Below are 21,140 nucleotides of genomic sequence, written 5' to 3' on the forward strand. Positions count from 1 at the left end.
GGGAGCTGGGGGTGCCCGGCTCCGTGAAAAAAAGAGAAACCGCGTCCAAAGTCGACTGTTCGGGATGTGTTTCAGAGGTGGACGCTAAAGGCAGTTTCTCTTTTTTTCACTGCGCCTCGGTAGGTGTGTCCAAAGATCTTCGCTGTTTTCTCCTGTTTCCTCTGCGAACTGTTCGGGATTCCACCTTCTTTTAATAAAAAAAGAAATAGACCTCTTGAATGCTGCTTTCAAGAAGTAAACACTAGCTGCTTGGGAAGAAGCACATTTCCAGTCCTAGCGCCTCTGGAGCCCTACCAAGTGGAGAAATATATGGCGGGGGTTTTCAGCTTCAACCTCTGAGAGTACATCTTTGAAACTCTACTTTTGAAGCGCTCCCGACATTTATTTCGGAGCGGACAGTCTAACCCCTTGCGGGGCGTAGGCCGAAGCGTAGACTGGAAATGGGCTTCTTCCCCTCCACTACAGCTACTATAAACAAAAACAAAAAAGGATAGCCTCCCGAGGAAGCTATCCTTTTTGTTATTACGGATTCACAGTATTTTTCGGAGGAGAAGCCAGATCACGCAGGATCGCTACCTCTACCCGTCTGTTTTTCGCTCTGCCTTCATCCGTCGTATTTGGCGCTACCGGATGGTATTCTCCCAAGCCTGTCGCGCTGAACTTCGTCGGGTCTAGATTCTTGTTTTCCAGAAGCACCTTCAAGAAGTTAACGGAACGTTTGGCACTGAGATCCCAGTTGGATGGGAACTCTGCCCGGCGAATCGGCACATTGTCCGTATGACCAGTTACAGTCACTTTTTTCGGGTGAGGTACCAGCATCCCTGCCATTTCACTCGCAAGCTTTCTCGCTTCCGGTTTCAGATCAGCTTTACCGGAGTCAAACAACGCATTGTCCAAAATGGTGATCAGCAGACCTTCATCGGTCAGCTTCGTCTGGAGCTTGTCCTGTAGCTTGTTTTGCTGAATGTATCCGTCCAGCTTTGTCTGTAGCTTTTTCAAGTCCTCTGTCTCTTTGCGGACCGCTTCTTCCAGACGCTTTTCTTCTTCCGTCTTCTGTTTTTCTGCTTCCTGTGCGCCTTTGTGCAAGGTTTGCTGCTGAAGCTGCGGGTCTAGCGGTACCGGGCTTGGGTAGTTCATGACTCCCGTACCGCCGTTGATTGCAACGCTGAAGGACCGAACCATTTGGTCGAACTTCTTCGCATCCATCTCGCTAGAGGCGAACAACACGATAAACAAAGCAAGCAGAAGGGTAAGCAAGTCCGCGTATGGAATTAGCCAAGACTCGTCCATATGCTCTTCATGATGAGCATGTCTCTTTGGTCGCTTAGCCATTTACCGCAGCTCCTTCCTCCCTCTTCTCTTCCTTCATTTCTTCTTTCATTTCCGCACGCTCTTGGTATGGAATGTAAACCAGCAGCTTTTGCTCAATCGCCGTCGGGGATACACCCGCTTGAATGGAGAGCAATCCTTCGACCATGATTTTTTTGATTTCAATTTCTGCCTTTGATTTTCGTTTGAGCTTGGTCGCGAACGGGTGCCATAATACGTAACCCGTGAAAATACCGAGCAAGGTTGCTACGAACGCAGCCGCAATCGAGATACCCAATGCATCGATGTCACTCAGGTTACCCAAGGCGGCAATCAGACCGACAACCGCACCCAATACCCCGAGTGTAGGAGCGTAGCTTCCCGCTTGGCTAAAGACAAGGGCTCCTGCCTGATGACGCTCTTCAATGGCGTGAATTTCTTCATTCAGAACATCGCGAACAAAATCTGGTTCTCCACCATCAATGATCATTTTCATACCGTTACGCAGAAATGGATCTTCAATCTCATCAGAAGTGTTTTCCAGTGCAAGCAATCCTTCGCGACGAGCGATGGAAGCCCAGTTCATAAACTGACCGATCATTTCTCTTTTTTCAGGGAGCTTTTGTTCTTTAAAAATTATCTTGAAAAGAGCAGGAATACGCTTGATTTCCGACATGGGAAATGCGTTGAAAAGGGCAGCAATAGTACCTACGATGATGATCATAATTGCTGCTGGATTCAGTAATGACATAGGACTTGCATGCTTCAAGATCATCCCGACCACCACTGCGACAATACCTAAAACTATACCTATCAAGGTAGACTTTTCCATCGTGACACTCCCTACTTCCATAATCGAAATCTATCTATATATGGTTTCGGAATTTTTGCGCTCACTTGTGAGGCTTTTCGAAAAAAACAGCTTATCCGAACGACTGAACTAGTCCAATCATGACCAAAAGTCCTAGGATAAACGAAAAAGTAGCGGAACGAGCATGACCATCACCATGACTTTCGGGAATGAGTTCCTTGTAAACGATAAACAACATCGCGCCGGCGGCAAAGGAAAGCCCATATGGCACCAACCCGTGAACCACAGCGGTCAGGTAATAGCCACAGATCCCGGAGACGATTTCGACTGCTCCGGTCAGCGTTGCTAACATAAAGGCCTTGAAGCGACTGACCTTTTGATTGATCAGGAAGAGAGCAACCAGGAAGCCTTCTGGGGCATTTTGCAGACCGATTGCAAAAGATATCAGGCCACCCAAGCCAGACTGTTCACTCGAATAGCTCACGCCCACGGACAAGCCCTCTGGTATATTGTGCAAGGTAATCGCGGCCAAGATTAGCAGCGATTGCGAATCCATCGAAATGTTGATTCTCGTATGCTCCAGATCGATATGTGGGACAATGCTTTCCAACACTGTAAGCATCAATGTTCCGGTAAGCACTCCCAAACAAACGATAATAAATGGCGCGCTCTGAAGTGCCTGTGGGATCAGACTGAATGTCGAGGCAGCCACCATAATTCCAGCCGTAAACGCCAGCAATATATCCCGCCATCGATGTGATACCGACTTAAAAAAAAGGATAGGCAAGGCGCCCACACCTGTAGCCATGGCAGATAGAAAGCTACCTATCAGTAGTTGTTCCATGTATGTTCCTCCACGTAATAATGCCGCTCTTCAGATATCCGGAACAAACGGCCTTCTACTATCCTATTTCCCGAATGGGAACGGCACGCCTTTTTGTTAGGCCTTATTTGTTAAGCGGATCACTTCCAGAACATCGACTTTTTGCCTTGTTTTTTCATGGTACAGCCATTTTTCCTGAACATGATCCACAAATAAAATTCCGTCTAAATGATCGATTTCATGCTGCATGCAAACAGCAAGGAATCCGTCTCCCGCAAGGATCATTTCCTCGCCTTGTCTGTTCCATGTCTTTACTTTTACATGCTGGGATCTCTTTACATTGCCATAGTAACCCGGAAAAGATAAGCAAGCCTCCATTCCGATTTGTTCGCCACTTCTTTCGATGATTTCTGGGTTAATGAGCTCAATTAATCCATCTCCGCAATCCATGACAACCACCCTGCGAAGAATGCCGATTTGAGGTGCAGCAAGGCCAGCACGGCCGTCCGAGGCATATAAGGTTTCTGCCATCTCATCCAGTAGCTTGAACGTTTTCTCATTCAGCTCTTCCACTGGCTTGGCTACTTTGCGCAGAATCGGGTCTCCAAAAGGCAAAATCTGTTTCACTGCCATATTTTTATGCTCCCTTCACTCTATTAGGCGGTGTATATGCCCACAAGTCATTTGGTGTACACTCTAGAGCTGTACAGAGTGCATCAAGTGTCTCGGTTTTCATTTGTTTGGGCTGACTAGTTAGTAAAGCGCTGATGGAGGCTGGAGACAGACTGTAATTTGCTTTCTCTTTCAACAGCCTTGCTAGAGCAGCTCCCGTCCAAACTCCTCTTTCTGCCATTACTTTTCGCAACATCCAGACAAGCATCTACTCACCCCTCTTTTTTCGGTACTAACTAACTTTATTAGGCAACACCTAATATATCATATGTTGCATTTCAAAATCCAAAAACGCCAAAAACTTGGCGTTTTTGACGTTCTACGTTTCTGATCGATATGTTTTTCCCAACTGATCACCGAGACCAAAATAATGGCGGAAGTTGTAGATCAGCGGATTCCACGCTTGGGGGTTCACGTGATGAGAACTCTGTACAATCTGTTTGTCTGCATGGACGTGACGCACTTCTGTCTCCACGATCGCAAACATGTCGGCATATTCCGGAAAACGGATGGTGCGAACGACTGCTTCGAGTTGAAGCGGACATTCTCCCACTCGCTTTGGACGAACGATGTCAGAGTCAACAGGAGTCAAATTGGCTGCCTGAAACTTATTCGCTTCATAGCGGAAGCCCAGCTCCCTTTTATAGTCAGGTACGGGATTGCGGCCTGTTAGCGGAGCCAACGCTTCCACTTGCTGCCACATCGAAGCATCCGGCAAATTGATAACACACTCCGGACGCTGACGCAAATTTTCCAATCCATGCGAGCCGAACCCGAGCCCCAGAATGACAAAATTTCCTAACGCCCATGACGATGAAATGGGACTGATATTCGTTGAACCATCTTCATTTTCAGTCGTCAACAGGACAACGGGAGTTCCGTAATATAAAATCTTCGGTTGAATGGTCGTATGGCTTGTCATGAACATAGCCTCCCTTGACTAGAATCAATCTTGCTACGACTTATTCTAGTCGAGGAATATTTCCATTGCGCTCGAAGTGTGAATGTAAGCTTACCTCCGTATATTAGCGTGCTCCTGCTTTTTGCAGGATTTGTACAATCTCGTGATAACCCCGTTCTTTTGCACGATATAGAGGTGTTTTTCCTTCGCTATCCGGGATGTTTACATCAGCACCGTGGTCGATTAGCAATTGGACCATCTCTTGTTGTTTTTTTCCGCCATCGTTCAATACGATTGCTTCCATCATTGCTGTCCAGCCCGGATTGTTCACATGGTTGACGTCTACATCCGTCCGGGCAAGAAGTTCCTTTGCTACTTCCACATACCCATGTTCTGCCGCCGGAATCAACGGTGTTCCTCCGAAGCGGTTGTAAATCTTCGTATCTGGATCTGCATCGATAACCAGCTTCAATATTTCTAGGTATCCTTCTGCTCCTGCATACAAGAACGGGTTATCTTGCTGGTCGTCCTGAATATTGATGTCAGCTCCTGCTTCAATGAGGACCTTCACTGTTTCCACATGGTTGCCGTGTGTTGCCGCCATCGCCGCTGTTCTTCCACGATCATCCTGTGCATTTATCTCAGCCCCTGCTGCCAAGCTAGCCTTGACTTCATCGGTTTTGCCCTCGGCTGCTGCAAAGAGCAGTTTTTTGTTCAGTTCTTTCACTTCTTCTTGAGATAGAGTTCGTTTTTTCTCTGGTTGAGGTTGTGGCTGTGATGTCGCTGGTTGTTGTTGCTGCTGTGCGGTCGTTACAACCGGAGCTGTTGTGGACGATTCATCCATGCAGCCAGTCAGCAGCATTCCGAATGGAATTGCAGTGAGGATGAGTTTGTACATTTGGCACCTTCCTCCATGGTAAGTCATTGAGATATAGACCTAAGCCCGGTTGCGTACTGAGCTTAGATTGCTTGTTAAACCTCTGAATCCATCGTAGTCCGTAGAGATAAACTCCTACTAAACCTGTTCTTAATGAACTATTTCCTAAAGATTAACTTTTTCTAAAAAAATGACAATGGAAAGAAAAAAACGCCAATCACGTTGGCGTTTTTGCGTTCGTTTACACGGTATATGCCTATACTTTGAATCGGCGAATCATGTGCTGCAGCTCTTCTGCCATATTGGAAAGAGCTGTTGCCGACGAAGCGATTTCCTCCATAGAAGCGAGCTGCTGCTGTGTAGCAGCGGAAACGTTTTGCGTGCCATCAGCAGTCAAGTCGGAAACCTCGCTGACCAGCTCCATCGCTTGTACGACCTGTTCGGAATGGGCGGACACTTCCTGGGCAGATGCAGACACATCGTGAATCTGGTCGGCTACTGTGCCAATCGAGTTCTGAATTTGACCGAAGGTTTCGCCCGCGCGATGAACGACGCGAATTCCTTCTTGTACTTCCCGTGTGCCTGTTTCCATCGATTCGACCGCGACTTTTGTATCTGTCTGAATCGTACTGATCAACTGCGCGATTTTTTGGGCGGACTGTGCTGATTGCTCTGCCAGCTTCCGTACTTCATCTGCAACAACCGCAAATCCACGTCCGTGCTCTCCTGCGCGCGCTGCTTCAATCGCTGCATTGAGGGCGAGCAGATTGGTCTGATCCGCGATGCCTGTAATAACCTCGATGATCTCTCCAATTGCTTGAGAATGATTGCCCAGACCATCTACTACGGATGCGAGCTCACGCATGGAGGTGTGGATCGCATTCATTTGTTGAACCGCTGCCTGAATCGACTGGTTCCCTTCTCCTGCCATGTTGGCGACTTCGCTCACCATATTGGACGTTTGCTGTGCGTTATTTGCGATTTGACGAATTCCTCGTGACATATCATCAATGGATTTCGCCCCATTCTCCACACTCGCTACCTGGCGATCAACACCTGCTGCCACTTCTTGAACAGTAACAGCAATTTGTTCAGTGGCCCTGCTCGTCTGATCTGCACTTGCCGTCAATTGCTCAGCTGATGAGGCTACCAGCTCGGAAGTTCCGCCTACCTGACGAATGACTGTAGTTAAACTGCTAGTCATCTCATTGAACGAATTCGCCAGATCCAAAATCTCGTCACGAGTTTTGACAACCAATGGCTCCACACGTAAATCGCCATCAGCCACTTTTTTCATCTCTTCCATCAAACGCAAGATCGGTCGACGGATGCTTGACGTCAGTACGACAGCTAGCGCCACACACGCAATGATAGAGATAACCAAGATAATATTCAGGTCCCGCTTGACTGACTCAAACAGTTCCGCGCTTTCTGTGCCAGCGCGTTGTGCTCCCTCACTGTTATACGTCATCATGGCATCCAAATATTTCTTACGTTCTACAAACAATTCACTAGCTTTTTTCTTGATGCGACCAAGCTCGGCCATGTCTGCATCGGTAGCTGGCCTTCTGATATCGACCTTTCTAGCGATTGCCACGTATTGCGGACTGTATTCCTCAAATTTTTTCAGCGACTGCTTCAATCCTTCAAAATTGTTACGGTCCTCTTCACGGAAAATCGTTTTTTCATAGCTGGTCAATAAGCCGTCAATATAGGCAAAATGGTCATCGACTTGCTTTGCATACTTGTTCTTGTCATCCATGTTCTCTGTCGTAAGCATGGTTTGTGTAAGTCCGTAAACGATTTCCAATGTCATGTTGATCTTCAAAATATCTTCCAGACCTGGGCGCCAATTCGTATTCATTTCCACCATCTTCTGATTCATCTGTTCCATCTTGATAATGGTCGTGATCCCCATAAACAGCATGATGACTAGGATTAGCGCGAACGCACTACCCAATTTTTTTCCGATCGTCCATTTCATTTCGTAAACACCACTTTTCTTGACATATGATGATAGCGTAATCTCCTTTTCCCTCCCAACTGATGGAATAAACCTGATTGCACACAAAAAAATGGATCTTTACACAAAAAATTAAAATCCACAATTCAGAAAACTCCTGTAAGATAGATAAAAATAAGCGGAATGGAGGACTTCTGATGCAAAACTACGACGTCGTTATTGTGGGAGCAGGATCGATGGGAATGGCAGCTGGCTACTATTTGGCGAAGCAGGGCGTGCGCACACTCATGATTGATGCCTTTGATCCCCCACACACAATGGGCAGCCATCATGGGGATACCCGTATCATTCGCCATGCGTACGGAGAAGGAAAACAGTACGTCCCGCTTGCGTTGCGGGCGCAACAGCTGTGGTCAGAATTGGAACAAGCCTCCGGCATACCGATCTTCGCCAAAACCGGTGTTTTGAACGCTGGACCCTTGAATTGTACTTTCCTGAATGAAATTCGGGAGAGCGCCGAGCAGTACTCCCTGCCCTTGGAGGTACTCGCTGCCGATGAGGTCATGCAACGCTGGCCAGGAATCCATCTGCCTGCTGATTACTACGGTTGCCTGGAGCCTACCTCAGGTGTGCTTTATTCCGAAAACGGAATTAGCGCCTATCGAGAGCTTGCCCTTGCCTCAGGAGCTACGCTGTTGACGAATACGCCTGTCACGCAGTTGGAGCCAGCAGGAAATGGGTTCATTGTGCATACGGAATCTGCCAGCTACCACGGCGATAAAGTCCTGCTATCCGCCGGTGCTTGGAATGGTTCGCTCCTTGACTCATTGGGCTTGTCCATCCCGCTTAAGCCTACACGCAAAACGGTCGCCTGGTTTGGTGCAGATGAGGGCCAGTACAGTGCGGATGGCTTTCCCGCCTTCATCTTTCGCCTTCATGACTCCATGTTCTACGGATTTCCCAGTTTTGATGGCGCCGGTGTAAAAATCGGACGCCATGACGGTGGACACGCCATCGATCCCGATAAACTGGAACGTACCTTTGGCACCTATTTGTCGGACGAAGGCTGTGTTCGCTCTTTTTTGGAAGCGTATATGCCTGGAGCAGCAGGACCATTGCGCCAAGGCAAGGTATGCATCTACACCATGACACCGGATGAGCATTTCGTCATTGACCGTCATCCTCAACATCCACAGCTTGTATTTGCAGCAGGCTTTTCCGGGCACGGTTTTAAATTCGCCAGTGCGATCGGGGAAGCGACTAGTCAACTGCTGGTAGAGGGAGCTACTTCCCTTGATCTGTCTATGTTTTCTTGGAAGCGATTTTCTTGTCCAGCATGAGTGAAAAAAGCCTCTCGCCGCATTTCTGGCAGGAGGCTTTTGTTTGTTTTACCACTCCCAAGACAAAGAACCGATTTGCGCTGTAATTCGACTGCTCGCTTGTATGGGATGGCCGAAAACTTGCATGGTAGAACGACCATTATCGTAGGGAAACAGGTAGGCGAAACCAGGCCGAGTCGCCTGATTGGCCCGATAGGCAGACCTCATTGCTCCCTCTCTTCGTTGTTCATTCAAAAAGGCTACCATCTCACTCGCTCGTTTGATCCCCGCACCATGCCCGTAATACAAGCCATTTCCGAGCACTACTGCATTTTCTCCTTGCCACTGCGGTGTCTCACGATCGTAATCAGGATTGGCAAAATAAATCACATCACCAGGCAAAAAGGTATTTGTCCTTATTGTTTGCAAGTCCAAATCCTGATCGTACCGCCAGTCATATAGCAAGATGTCCGAAAACATTCTCTCAAAATCCGGTAAACGAATGGACTGTAGGACTGCATGATAAATAATAATGACCATCGCCGTAGCACACTCCGTGGCGTATTTTTGACCCTCTCGAAAAATATTGATAATCCCGCTGGATGGCAGCACTCCAGGTCGCAAGCGGAATCCGCCTTGGTCAGTTCGAATCCAGTAAGCTGGATTGGCACGAGATTCTTCAAAAGTAGAAAAGGCCAGGCCGCTTTCGTTCAGTGCCAAGGCAGACCTCACCAGATGATCACGCACTTTCAGTTCAAATTGCAGGAGCTCAGGAGTTGGATATTCAAATGTTTCATCACTACGTGCCATAATCGCTACCGTTTCACGCTGTACCGGATTTAATCCCCATTCCGCTGCCAACGAGGCGGGATTAGCTGGTCTCCCCGCTATGACAATCATATACAACCTCCCCTTCACACACTGTCCTTCTTATATGTATGCGAAAGCCTATGTCCACGTGATCGACGAAAAACCATGAGTCAACATAGTGGTGGAGAAGAAAAAGCACAGTTCTCTTCGACTCTGACACGCCAGCAGGGGGGATTCACTGGACGTCTCCACTACAAAAAGGGGACCGTCGAGCCAAAGCCACCCTACGGGCGGAAGATTCTCAGGGGAGAAGTGTTCGACAAGCGTGGTCCCCTTTTTGTAGTTCCGACTGGGTAGGCGTTGTCAAGGTCTACGAGCCCTGTGCTTTTTCTTCTCACTAGCCTTGTGTGTTGATCGGTGCCTTTTAAAACTTGCACGTTGTGCTCATTGAAAATAGAGTAATAGACTGGAATCCTTGATATGGCGGGAGTTCTTTCACGAAAAATCTTCAGATGTACTTACTCTCAGGAGTGACTATTCTCATTTCGTAAAAACTGAAACAAACCTCTCCGCTCACATAATTGTGAGGGTTGAGGTCTGTTTTTACTCTATTACTATCAATTTTTTCTGATACAATGACTTCATCCTATAAGAAAGGTTGGTGTGGGTAGTAATGAAGAATGAAAGTCAACCTTATACGGATTTTAGAGAAATGTACCGAGATATCGATTTGGCAGCAGAAGCTTACTACAACGAGTTTTTCCATGCCTACAAGACGAATGGGCGATTCCCCGAAGTATATACGCCCGAGCAAACGAAAAGAGCTTCTAGTGCCATCCAACTTCTTCAACGCTTGGAATGGGAATGGAACCCGGTTCGTTTACTGGCATTACTATCGACAGTAGGTGCTGCCCTAGGAATCGGACGCCCTATACCTGTTTTGGATTTTTGTACAATGATTGAAGGTATGAATCTAATAGCTTCTCCATATGCAGACTACTATATTGAAAAGAAAGACATTCTTATAGCTACGTTGGAGATGTTTGCAAATGAGGAACCATAGAAGTTAAAAAGCACGTTATACCGTTAAACCCCGCCTCGACTCTGATAGAGCTTGTGGCGGGGTTTGGCAATTTGCAGAGTGCCTAATTTGCACTCTGGTAAATTTATTTTTTATAAATGCTTATTTACCAAAAAATCCCCCGCCTTTTTAACCAGACGAGGGATTTCCTTTTTAGCCTTGTGCTTGCTTGACTGTATGTGGTGCCGGGGTCGAGACGTGCTTTAAACGCGAGAACATATAGCAGCCGACAATGACGATTACACTGCCGAGTAATTGGATGATGGTCATACGCTCGCCGAGCAAAAGAAATGCGAGAATGGCTGTAAAAATAGGATTGAAATTGAGGAACATACCTGCTGAGGTTGCGCCGACCTTTTGTACACCGACATTCCACAACACCATGCTGACGACGGTTGCCATTACACCAACGTAGAACAGCGACAGCCAGAACGTCCAGTCTGTGTTGCTGATTGTAAATGTGGTGACATTAAAGGGCAGCATCAGCGCAACACCGAAAATCCCCGAGTACAGTGTGGACATCATCGGCGAGACCGTCTTCATCGCCCAACGTGCGCATACGGAGTAAATCCCCCACATGGCGACAGCGGCGAGCATCCACAAATCGCCCGTGTTGAAGTGCAACTGGGACAAGTGTGCGAAGTCTCCTTTGGTCATCACCACAAGCACGCCTGTAAACGAGACAAGCATCGCGACAATCTGCAACGGTCGAATTTTATCGCCCATCAGCAAAAAGGAAAAAATCGCGATCGAAACCGGATTGAGCGTGGACAATAGCCCGACATTGGTCGCATCTGTCCGCTCAAGTGCCCAGAACATGAATAAATTAAAAAGTGCTACGCCAGTTACACCCATCACGATCAAAGGAAGGAGTGCTTCTCGCGTTGGAAAAATCCGCTTTTCGCGTATCCAAACAACGGGCAACAAGCAAACAACAGCAATGAGCCAGCGCAAATTGGTCAGCGTCAAGGAAGACGCGTGCCCGACAAGAAATTTACCGACAACAAAATTTCCTCCCCAAAGGAAGCTAGTACAGAGTAATAGGACTATATACAGCGGTCTCATGATGCCTCCTGCCATGTTGAAAGAGTTATGGAGCTTTTATTTGTCCTCTATCATACACCTTTCGCCAGCATTTGGGCGGTCATGATACACTTCCATTTTTATCCTCCACCAGAAGCAATCCACTTCTCCATGAAAATTAGTTCGTCACGCTCATACCCAAGCTGATTGTAAAAAGCTTGTACACCATGATTGGTCGGCTCGATCAATAGGTTAATCTTTTCACACCCGATATTCGCCAGCCGCTTTTCCAGCTCATCCATCAGCCTGCTCCCTATGTCTTGTCCTTGGAAGTCCGGATCGACTGCCAGATGATTCACCCATCCTCGCCGTCCGTCATAGCTGCCCATTACGGCTGCTATCATCCTTTCCTCCTCATTCATTGCCACCAAGAAAAGCTCTGCGTCTCGCTCCAGCTTTTTACGCAATCCTTCACGTGTATCCGAGCAAGAAAGCTGTAATCCTGCTCGTTGCCATAGCTGAATGACGTCCTCGTATTGTTGCAAAGAGAATGATTCAATTCTCATTTTTGATCACCACTATCTTGTGTATTTTTATTCAATTAATTTCATTTTTATACGATTATTGTAATACAAAAAGGGGCTATCTAACAGCCCCTTCCTTCACACAGACAGCCACGACATGATCACCGGTAGCAAGGTAAACGCCCACACTACGGTAATCATCGCTCCGGCGATCACAGCCAAAGTCGCACTGCTTCCTTCTGTTTCCCCACGCTCAAACGCTTTTACCATCCCCAACGCATGTGCACCCATTCCGTACATCAAACCGATGGAAACAGGATGTCGGAGCCTCATTCTCTTGATGATTGTGGGAGCCAAAAAAACACCTGCAAAGCTGGTCAGCATGCCGAATACTGCCGTCATCGTCGGCATACCGCCAATCGCCTCGGTTACACTCATCGCAATTGGCAGGGTAATTGAGCGAGGAATGACGCTAATCGCCGCTTCTTTTCCCAATCCAACGAGCATCGTCGTGGAAACACCTGCAATGATGGCAATGAGGGAACCCGTAGCAAGACTCGTCAAAATCATCCGGCGATGCGCCATTAACACCGACCAATTTCGGTACAGCGGAATCGCAAACGCTACTGTGACTACGCTCATCATCTCACTAATGAGCGAGGTCGCTTCACTGTACACCTGATAAGGAATGCCTGCGAAAAGCAAAAACAAAATCAAGCCAATCGGCGCCAAAATAGCCGGAGAAAATAGCAGAGACGGTCTTTTCTTGTTGAACCTTTTAGCTGCATAGAAGAAAACGAGTGTCAGGAGCACACTAGATGTTTTCCACAGGATCATGCTGTTTCACCTCTCCACGATTGAACATGCGCTCAGCAACAACACCTGTCGAAATCATCACAAGCGCACAACCGCTCACGACGACCACAAGCACCAGCAATCCTTTTATCCCTAATAACCATGGATACTGCATCATCCCGACCAACGATGGTACGAAAAACAGGATCATCTGCGAGAATAACAGAGTCGCTCCTGCTTCCACCCACTGTAGACGAATCAAGCCGGTATACAGACAAATGAACAAAAGCGCGAGTCCGATCAGACTGCCGGGAACAGGAAGGTGAAAAAACGAGGTCACCCATTTCCCAAGCCAGGTGAAGCCGAACAAAAGCAAAACTTGTGCGATGATGGAGAACCATCTTTTCATCGAGACCACCCCAGTTGCTTTACAAAGGTTGTTCAAAAAGTCACTGTTTGAACGAGTTACCTTCATTCTAAGCCGTCTCGATTCCATTCGTACAATACATAAACATCATCATTTCTATTCCATTTGGTTATGGCTGTACATTTTCTCTACAAACGATATGAAAGCCTTTGTCGCATGCGATAAATACCCTTCTTTTCGATAAATCAAGGCATACTGCCAGTCAATCACCGGGTAGGAAATGTTGACGGTGTGTAATTGTCCGTTATTCAAGCGTCTCACGATGGAGCGTGGAATGAGTGATATCCCCAGTTGGGTAGCCACCATCTCTCCGACAAAATCCCATAAAGAGCTCATGTAAGCGACATTCGGTTCAAAGCCGGACAGCTTGCACGCATGGCGCACCACATCATGCATCGCGTACTCTTCGGTAAACAAAATGAAAGCTTCGTCCTTGAGCTGTTCCAAGCTCACCTCATCGACTCCCGCGAGCCAATGCTCCCGATGAACAATCGCAACGAGGTCCTCTGCGAGCAAGGGAACCGCCTCAAATTTCTCCTGATCCGTTGGCAGAACGGTTAAGGCCACATCGATGCTTCCTTGCTCCATTTGGATTTCAAGCAGCTTGGCGCTGTATTCCTTCATCTCGATATCGATGCCTGGATATTGCTTTTTAAACAAGGCAATCACATTCGGCAAGAGAAAAGAACCCACCGTTGGCATCATGCCCAGCTTGACCCGACCACGCTCGACGTTTCGCAATTCTGCTATCGACGACGCCATGCCTTCCATTAGCTGCAACACTTTGGTCGCATAGCTGTAGACCATTTCCCCTGCGTCTGTCAGATCCATTTTCCGCTCCGTCCGATCCAGCAGAACTACCTCTAGCTCTTCTTCCAATGCTTTGATCATTTTGCTGATAGAAGGCTGAGAGACGTGGAGGGATTGCGCGGCCTTCGTAAAGTTTTTATGTTTGACTACTTCCACAAAGTATTGCAGCTGTCGAATATCCATGATGTCCTCCGTCTTCGTGCAATCAAAAGCGTTAGCTACAGATTACCACAGGCCGGAGTATGCGAAAAAGCCAGGTACGCAGTCGCGCCCTGGCTTTTCCTCCAGCGTGAGTTACTTCACGGTTACCTGTATTTTTACGACTTTTCCATTATACGTCGCGGCAATCGTTGCACGACCTGCTTTTACAGCCGTGATCTTGCCATCCACTACAGTCACAACGGAGCTGTTCGTGGAGATCCAGTCTGCATCGGTAGTGACATCAACCTTGGTTTTGTCGGTATAGATAACAGATACCTTCAAGTCTTTTGATTCGCCAACTTTGAGATCGGCCTTTTTCATGTCAAATTCCATCTTGGAGATGACAGCAGATTCTACAGGGATCGAGATCGTCTTTCCACCGTAAGTTGCTTTGATTCTCGTTTTGCCAGAGCCTACAGTTGTCACGACTCCGTTTTCAACTGTGGCAACTTTTGCATCGTCGGATGTCCACTTGGCTTTGCTTGTTACATCTACTTTTTCTTTCGTAGACAAGGTAGCCAACAGCGTAACCGACTGGGTAGTGTCTGGGCGCAGATACAGCTTTTTCTTATCACTGTCCAGCTTGGAGACGACATCTACCTCTACTGGAATGGAGACGCTTTTTCCACCGTACTTCACTTTGACCTTCGCTGTGCCCGAGCCTACTGCCGTAACCAATCCATTCGTTACCGTTACGATTGCCTTATCATCGCTTTCCCACTCTGCCTGGACCGTTACATCACCAGTAGACTTATCAGAGAAAGTTGCTGTTGCGTTTACTTGTTTCGTGCCACCTACGCTGAGAGCCAGTTTCTTCTGGTCAGCTGTGAGCTTGGAAATCACATCGATCTCAACAGGGATATTCACACTTTTGCCCTCGAAGCTTGCTTTCACTCTCGTTTTACCGGAACTAACTGCTGTGACCAAGCCCTTGTCAACGCTCGCGATGTCACTGTCAGAGGAAGTCCACTCCGCTTGTTGTGTGACGTCCTCCGTTGTTTTATCCGTGTATTGCACGCGGACAGTCAACTGCTGTGTCCCCGCTTTTTTCAATTTTACTGTCTTTGTATCAACTACAAGCTTGGAAATCTTCTTCTGCGTACTTGTCGTCGCAGAATTCGCCAATGCCGGTACATGGCCGACGCTGGAAAAGATCAGCCCAACGGTAACAGCCGTAGCGAGCATTCCTTTTTGCCAGTTTCTCATGCTCACATCCCTCTCCTCTCTAATTTTCCACCATTTTCTATATCGGCTAAACAACTGTACTTCTTGAATACTAAATGGCAAAAACCATCCGAATCACCTCGGATGGCTGCTACGTTGCTATCGCTTGTCGTTATTCAAATCATACGGTGTCTCTTGGTAAACGTAATAGTTTAACCAGTTGGAAAACATCAGATTCGCATGTGCGCGCCAGGTGACGATGGGCTCGCGGCTTGGATCGTCCTTTGGATAGTAATTACGCGGAACAGCAATATCCAAGCCTTTGTTCACATCTCGCTGGTACTCATCTTGCAGGGTCGTCGGATCGTACTCGGAATGACCTGTCACGAAAATTTGTCTGCCATCCCTGGTCGCCACGATGTAAACCCCTGCTTCATCAGACTCGGACAAAATCTCCAGTTCAGGCACTTGCTCGATGTCTTCCCTGCGATTTTCGGTATGCCTGGAATGCGGAATGTGGAAGTAGTTGTCAAATCCGCGGAACAGCTTCACATTTTGCTTATTAAGCGTGTGAGGGAAGATTCCGAACATTTTTCCTGGCAAAGGATGCTTCGGAACGCCAAAGTGGTGGTAAAGACCCGCTTGTGCTCCCCAACAAATATGCAGGGTCGAGGTGACGTTCTCCATTTTCCAATCGAGAATTTCTGTTAGCTCCTGCCAATACGTGACGTCTGTGAACTCGAGCTGTTCGACTGGCGCTCCGGTGATGATCATGCCATCAAATCGCTGGTCACGGATCTCCTCAAACGTTTTATAAAACGTCGATAAATGCTCTTCCGACGTATTTTTGGACGTATGACTGGACATGTGCAAAAGCACGATTTCCACCTGTAGCGGCGTATTCCCCAGGAGGCGGAGCAACTGTGTTTCCGTTGTTTCCTTCACCGGCATGAGGTTGAGAATGACGATCCTGAGCGGTCGTATGTCCTGTGTGAAGGCACGGCTATCCTTCATCACAAAAATATTTTCCTGGGCGAGTATTTCCGTTGCAGGCAATTCGTCGGGCAATTTGATTGGCATAAAAATCCCCCTTTCCATCCTTTGAACACAGGTAGAAAAACAATAATCCGACAAATTCGACAAAAATACTCGCCTTCCTGCTAATCCCGAAAAGGAAAACAAAAAAATCCCCTTGCAAGCAAATTGCAAGAGGTTTCTTCCCTTAAATCCAGCCGCGTGCTTCCATTGCCTCCGTAATTCGCAAAAGCGAGATCATATAGGCTCCCGTGCGCAAGTCCACCTTGTATTGATCAGAGAGTTCTTTTACGGCGCGATAGGCGTTAATCATGGTCGTTTGCAGCTTTTCGTTTACCTCAACCTCGGACCAGTAGTAATTCATCAGGTTTTGCACCCATTCAAAATAAGAAACGGTTACACCACCTGCATTGGCGAGAATGTCCGGGATCACGGTAATCCCTTTTTCCCGCAAAATGGCGTCAGCATCGGGTGTAGTAGGTCCGTTTGCTGCCTCTGCAATCCACTTGGCTTGAATGCTGTCGGCATTGGCTGCTGTGATGACATTTTCCAACGCGGCCGGGATCAGAATGTCCACCTCGAGCTCCAATAGCTGTTCATTGGAGATGACCGTACCACCTACATAGTCCAAAATGGTTGCGTTGTCTTTTAACTGTCCTACCTTTTCGATATCCAAGCCAGCAGCATCATAAATACCTCCGCGGGAGTCACTGACTGCCACGATTTTGAAGCCCAGCTCTGTTAACAGCCTCGCTGCAATTCTTCCCGCATTGCCAAAGCCTTGGATCGCGACGGTTGTTTGTTCTGGCTTGCGTCCAGAATCTTTTAATGCCTCAAGTATGGTAAAGACACATCCGCGAGCAGTCGCTTCGTTTCTTCCTTTGGAGCCGCCGACAGAGAGTGGTTTTCCAGTGATCACTCCCGGAGAATAGGTGCCTTTTAATCGACTGTACGTATCCATCATCCACCCCATAATTTGTGGGGTCGTATATACATCGGGTGCAGGTATGTCTGTCTCAGGTCCGACAATATCAGCGATAGCTTCCATGAAGCCGCGGCTGACTCGTTCCAGCTCATTTTTGCTGAATTCGTGGGGATCACATATGACGCCGCCTTTTCCGCCGCCATAAGGAAGACCAACCACGCCACATTTGAATGACATCCACATGGAGAGCGCCTTGACTTCATCCATCGTCACATCCGGATGAAAGCGAATCCCTCCCTTGGTCGGTCCTACCGCATCATTATGCTGAGATCGGTAGCCTTCAAAGACACGCACGCTGCCATCATCCATCTTGACAGGAAAGCTGACGGCCAATACTCGTTTGGGTCGCTTTAAAATTTCAACAGCATCGCTCCGCAATCCCAACAATGCCGCTGCAGCGTCAATCTGTTTCTGCACAATCTCGTATGGATTCAGGTTTTCTTTCTCTACAGTATTTAGCATCTCTCTTCCTCCCCAATACTTTTCACATGCGTTTTTCACATCACCTTGGCGCAGAGCTAAAGGATGAATGGAGTAATTATATACGATGAAAGTAAATTCAGACAATTTATTTTCTTTGTTTTCACATTATTGTGTTATTTTTGGTAAACAAATAAAAAACGCCTGATGCATCCTCGCGACACATCAGACGTTTTCTCTTATTTTTTCAAATACGCCTTCATCAGCTTGGTTTTCGTTTCCCACATCTCTTCGCTGATGTGCAGACGGTAATGCTCCGGATTCAACATGCGCAAGTATTCAGGCCAGAACAGCTTGAGTTGCTCACGATGGTAGTTGCGAATCTCTTGGAGAGTTGGCAGTTCATAAATCAGTTCCCCATCCACAAATACCGGAACGAGCAGCGACTTTGCCTGGTAGTTCTCCAAATGCTTGCTCAAATACGTATGGCTCGGATGGAACAAATGGAGAGGGGCTCCCTTTTCGACTGTTGTTTCATGCGGGAAGCACATGTAGTCAGCAATCGCTTTGCCTGTTTCCGGATCAATCAATCGGTACATATCTTTAATGCCCGGCGTCGTGACTTTTTCCGGATTCCCAGAGATTTTGATGGTCGGCTGATATTCTCCGTCCGCGCCTTCGCGTGCCACCAGCTTGTATACGCCTCCGAGCGTCGGCTGATCCGCTGCCGTGATGAGCTGCGTTCCAACTCCCCAGCTATTTACGCGTGCTCCCTGTACTTTCAGGTTCATAATCGTGTGCTCATCGAGATCGTTGGAAGCGACAATTTGCACATCGGTCATGCCTGCTTTATCCAGCATTTCGCGCGTCTTGCAGGACAAATACGTCAAGTCGCCACTGTCCAAGCGCACTGCCGTCAGCTTTTTGCCTTGTTTCTCCAGGCGTTTTCCGACCTTAATTGCATTCGGCACGCCGCTTTTGAGTGTATCGTAAGTATCGACCAGCAAGGTTACCTGTCCTGGTAGAGCTGCTGCGAAGCGCTCAAATGCTTCTTCCTCACTCTCAAAGCTCTGTACCCAAGAGTGAGCGTGCGTCCCTTTTGTCGGAATGCCAAACATTTTCCCTGCCAGCATGTTCGAGGTCGCGTCAAAGCCAGCCAAATAAGCTGCCCGCGTCCCCCACAGCGCAGCATCTGCCTCCTGCGCCCTTCTCGTTCCGAATTCCATAAGAACATCATTGCCCGCCACGTTTTTAATCCGCGAAGCTTTGGTTGCAATCAGCGTCTGGTAGTTCATATAATTCAACAGGGCCGTTTCAACCAGCTGTGCCTCCATGACACGCCCCTCTACGCGAATGAGCGGCTCGTTCGGGAAAACCACGGTTCCTTCTTTCACAGAGTAGAGCGAGCCCTTAAAACGAAGCTGGCGCAGCTCTTCCAAAAACTTCGGATCGTAGTTCTCCTCCTGTTCACTCAAATACTTGAGATCGCTTTCTTCAAAACGCAAATTTTTTATATAGGAAACAATTCTTTCCAATCCGGCAGATACAGCGTATCCGTTTCCAAAAGGCAGCTTGCGGAAAAATGCTTCGAAAACGACCTTCTGATTGTGTGTTCCGTTCACCCAATGGGCGTACATCATGTTTATTTGATATTTATCTGTGTGTAGTGCCACACCAAATGATTGCATGTCACTGAGGCCTCCTGTGTATTCCTTTCTATCATCATACCAGAAGCGTTCGCTGATGCCCATCCGCTGTGGAGGATATTAGGGAATGTGGTATAGTATGGGGATAAAAAGAGAAGCAATCGTACAGGCTGGGAGTGAGCATAAGTTGACCAGAAAAATCGTTACTATTAGTAAAGGTTTGCCTAAAAATAATATGTACAACGGCAAGGAATATCTCTCCGGCATTTGGAAGGAAGAAGCTGACGAGCTCATTGTCCGTTCCGAGAAAATTGATGACGACGATATCGCGAATCCAGAGTATCACGGTGGCCCAGACCGCGTCGTCTGTGCGTATCCTTTTGAACATTATGCCCATTGGGAGAAGTTATTCGGCCAACCTCTGACCAATGCGGCATTCGGAGAAAATCTCACGCTCGCTGGCATGACCGAAGAGCAGGTCTGCATCGGGGATGTGTATCAATTTGGTGATACGATCCTGCAAGTGACACAAGGCAGATTTCCTTGCGCAACGATCAACAAGCGCAACAACAATAACCAACTGCTCAAAGCCGTGGTGGAAATGGGCTATACGGGCTATTTCTTCCGCGTTTTGCAGGAAGGGACGATCAAGCCAGACTCAGAGATTGCCCTAATCTCTGCTCATCCAAAGCAAGTCAGTGTGGCTTCCATCCACCACTTGTACTTCCATGACAAGGCACCATCCCAAGGGACGATACAGCGTATGCTCGAGGTGGAGGAATTGGCCCTGCCTTGGCGGAATAAATTACTTGAAAAACTGGAAAAGCAGCAGTAATAGCGAAAGGAACGTCTCATGCGAATTAATAAGTTCATCAGTGAAACCGGCATTTGCTCACGAAGAGAAGCCGATAAATTAATCGAGTCCAAGCGCGTGACGATCAATGGCCAACTCGCGGAACTGGGAAGTACGGTTGCGTCAGGAGATGACGTGCGCATCGATGGACAGCCGCTCGGTGTCAAAAAGAAAGATGTCTACATCGCCTTGAACAAGCCTGTCGGAATTACGTGTACCACTGAACTGCACGTCAAAGGCAACATCATCGATTTCGTGAATCACCCCGAGCGGATTTTTCCTATCGGGCGTCTGGATAAAGATTCGCAAGGCCTCATCCTGTTAACCAACGACGGGGATATCGTAAACAAAATTTTGCGTGCTGAGAACAATCATGACAAAGAGTACATCGTCACCGTAGACAAGCCCATCACGGCGAATTTCTTGCATGGAATGGCAAACGGCGTACGCATTCTCGGAACGACTACCAAGCCTTGCAAAGTAACCAAAGTCAGCGACCGCGTCTTCAATATCGTGCTAACGCAAGGGCTCAATCGGCAAATCAGACGGATGTGTCAGGCTTTTGGTTATCAGGTAAGAAAGCTTGAGCGAATACGCATCATGAACATTGCCTTGGGGAATTTGAAATTGGGGCAATGGCGAAATCTGACGGCCAAGGAATTGACTGATCTGAATAAAAACTTGTGAAATCA

The 21,140-nt window shown here is 47.7% G+C and carries 22 protein-coding genes; 4 read left to right on the forward strand and 18 right to left on the reverse strand.

Annotated features, from left to right (window positions below; translation table 11 throughout):
- Positions 1-522: 522 nt before the first annotated feature.
- From motB to HP570_RS27765, 8 genes are all read right to left on the reverse strand, one after another.
- Positions 523-1,332: a flagellar motor protein MotB gene (motB, locus tag HP570_RS27730; RefSeq protein WP_064202361.1), complete on the reverse strand. Its 810-nt coding sequence runs from the start codon at positions 1,330-1,332 to the stop codon at positions 523-525.
- The gene (gene motA / locus HP570_RS27735) at positions 1,325-2,140 is read right to left on the reverse strand and encodes a flagellar motor stator protein MotA (protein ID WP_173627787.1); all 816 of its coding nucleotides are present in this window, start codon (positions 2,138-2,140) and stop codon (positions 1,325-1,327) included. Before motA ends, motB begins: the two co-directional genes overlap by 8 nt.
- A 91-nt stretch (positions 2,141-2,231) precedes the next feature.
- Entirely contained in the window at positions 2,232-2,963 is a 732-nt protein-coding gene (locus tag HP570_RS27740; RefSeq protein WP_173627788.1) for a ZIP family metal transporter, read from the reverse strand.
- Between the two features lie 96 nt (positions 2,964-3,059).
- Positions 3,060-3,575, reverse strand: a complete 516-nt coding sequence (gene def, locus HP570_RS27745; protein ID WP_173627789.1) for a peptide deformylase — start codon at positions 3,573-3,575, stop codon at positions 3,060-3,062.
- A 4-nt stretch (positions 3,576-3,579) separates the two neighbouring features.
- On the reverse strand, positions 3,580-3,822 hold the full coding sequence (locus HP570_RS27750) for a helix-turn-helix domain-containing protein (RefSeq protein ID WP_012684604.1): 243 nt from the start codon (positions 3,820-3,822) through the stop codon (positions 3,580-3,582).
- Positions 3,823-3,933: 111 nt separating this feature from the next.
- Positions 3,934-4,536, reverse strand: a complete 603-nt coding sequence (locus HP570_RS27755) for a flavin reductase family protein (RefSeq protein WP_173627790.1) — start codon at positions 4,534-4,536, stop codon at positions 3,934-3,936.
- 103 nt (positions 4,537-4,639) lie between these two features.
- On the reverse strand, positions 4,640-5,413 hold the full coding sequence (locus tag HP570_RS27760) for an ankyrin repeat domain-containing protein (protein ID WP_173627791.1): 774 nt from the start codon (positions 5,411-5,413) through the stop codon (positions 4,640-4,642).
- A gap of 235 nt (positions 5,414-5,648) precedes the next feature.
- Positions 5,649-7,376 (reverse strand): methyl-accepting chemotaxis protein, encoded by a 1,728-nt coding sequence (locus HP570_RS27765; protein WP_173627792.1) that lies wholly within the window; start codon positions 7,374-7,376, stop codon positions 5,649-5,651.
- A 176-nt stretch (positions 7,377-7,552) separates the two neighbouring features.
- Between HP570_RS27765 and solA the strand changes: the two genes are divergently transcribed.
- A complete protein-coding gene (gene solA, locus HP570_RS27770; RefSeq protein ID WP_173627793.1) occupies positions 7,553-8,695 on the forward strand; it encodes an N-methyl-L-tryptophan oxidase in 1,143 nt (380 codons plus the stop codon).
- 48 nt (positions 8,696-8,743) lie between these two features.
- Here solA and HP570_RS27775 read toward each other — a convergent pair whose 3' ends face one another.
- Positions 8,744-9,574: a protein-glutamine gamma-glutamyltransferase gene (locus HP570_RS27775; RefSeq protein ID WP_064202368.1), complete on the reverse strand. Its 831-nt coding sequence runs from the start codon at positions 9,572-9,574 to the stop codon at positions 8,744-8,746.
- Positions 9,575-10,157: 583 nt separating this feature from the next.
- Here HP570_RS27775 and HP570_RS27780 point away from each other — a divergent pair.
- Positions 10,158-10,547 carry a hypothetical protein gene (locus HP570_RS27780; RefSeq protein WP_173627794.1) on the forward strand — a complete coding sequence of 130 codons (390 nt, stop codon included), beginning with the start codon at positions 10,158-10,160 and terminating at the stop codon, positions 10,545-10,547.
- Positions 10,548-10,718: 171 nt separating this feature from the next.
- Here HP570_RS27780 and HP570_RS27785 read toward each other — a convergent pair whose 3' ends face one another.
- The 9 genes from HP570_RS27785 to HP570_RS27825 form a co-directional block, all read right to left on the reverse strand.
- Positions 10,719-11,630: a DMT family transporter gene (locus HP570_RS27785; protein ID WP_173627795.1), complete on the reverse strand. Its 912-nt coding sequence runs from the start codon at positions 11,628-11,630 to the stop codon at positions 10,719-10,721.
- Between the two features lie 98 nt (positions 11,631-11,728).
- The gene (locus HP570_RS27790) at positions 11,729-12,154 is read right to left on the reverse strand and encodes a GNAT family acetyltransferase (RefSeq protein ID WP_173627796.1); all 426 of its coding nucleotides are present in this window, start codon (positions 12,152-12,154) and stop codon (positions 11,729-11,731) included.
- A 96-nt stretch (positions 12,155-12,250) separates the two neighbouring features.
- The gene (locus tag HP570_RS27795; RefSeq protein WP_173627797.1) at positions 12,251-12,949 is read right to left on the reverse strand and encodes an LrgB family protein; all 699 of its coding nucleotides are present in this window, start codon (positions 12,947-12,949) and stop codon (positions 12,251-12,253) included.
- Positions 12,927-13,316, reverse strand: a complete 390-nt coding sequence (locus HP570_RS27800; protein ID WP_012684594.1) for a CidA/LrgA family protein — start codon at positions 13,314-13,316, stop codon at positions 12,927-12,929. The genes HP570_RS27795 and HP570_RS27800 overlap by 23 nt, the downstream gene beginning before the upstream one ends.
- A gap of 114 nt (positions 13,317-13,430) precedes the next feature.
- On the reverse strand, positions 13,431-14,327 hold the full coding sequence (locus HP570_RS27805) for a LysR family transcriptional regulator (protein ID WP_016740641.1): 897 nt from the start codon (positions 14,325-14,327) through the stop codon (positions 13,431-13,433).
- 111 nt (positions 14,328-14,438) lie between these two features.
- Positions 14,439-15,551, reverse strand: coding sequence for an Ig-like domain-containing protein (locus tag HP570_RS27810; protein WP_173627798.1), 1,113 nt, complete (start codon positions 15,549-15,551; stop codon positions 14,439-14,441).
- Between the two features lie 117 nt (positions 15,552-15,668).
- Positions 15,669-16,589: a homoserine O-acetyltransferase MetA gene (gene metA, locus HP570_RS27815; protein WP_173627799.1), complete on the reverse strand. Its 921-nt coding sequence runs from the start codon at positions 16,587-16,589 to the stop codon at positions 15,669-15,671.
- Between the two features lie 142 nt (positions 16,590-16,731).
- Positions 16,732-17,991, reverse strand: coding sequence for a Glu/Leu/Phe/Val family dehydrogenase (locus HP570_RS27820; protein WP_173606643.1), 1,260 nt, complete (start codon positions 17,989-17,991; stop codon positions 16,732-16,734).
- 197 nt (positions 17,992-18,188) lie between these two features.
- Positions 18,189-19,637, reverse strand: coding sequence for a nicotinate phosphoribosyltransferase (locus tag HP570_RS27825; protein ID WP_012684589.1), 1,449 nt, complete (start codon positions 19,635-19,637; stop codon positions 18,189-18,191).
- Positions 19,638-19,722: 85 nt separating this feature from the next.
- Here HP570_RS27825 and HP570_RS27830 point away from each other — a divergent pair, with 85 nt between their 5' ends.
- Together HP570_RS27830 and rluF are read left to right on the forward strand one after the other, a co-directional pair.
- Positions 19,723-20,430: an MOSC domain-containing protein gene (locus HP570_RS27830; RefSeq protein ID WP_254495511.1), complete on the forward strand. Its 708-nt coding sequence runs from the start codon at positions 19,723-19,725 to the stop codon at positions 20,428-20,430.
- 18 nt (positions 20,431-20,448) lie between these two features.
- Entirely contained in the window at positions 20,449-21,135 is a 687-nt protein-coding gene (gene rluF / locus HP570_RS27835; protein WP_012684587.1) for a 23S rRNA pseudouridine(2604) synthase RluF, read from the forward strand.
- Positions 21,136-21,140: the final 5 nt, after the last annotated feature.

The sequence above is a fragment of the Brevibacillus sp. RS1.1 genome (assembly GCF_013284365.1).
GTDB classification, from domain to species: Bacteria; Bacillota; Bacilli; order Brevibacillales; family Brevibacillaceae; genus Brevibacillus; species Brevibacillus brevis_D.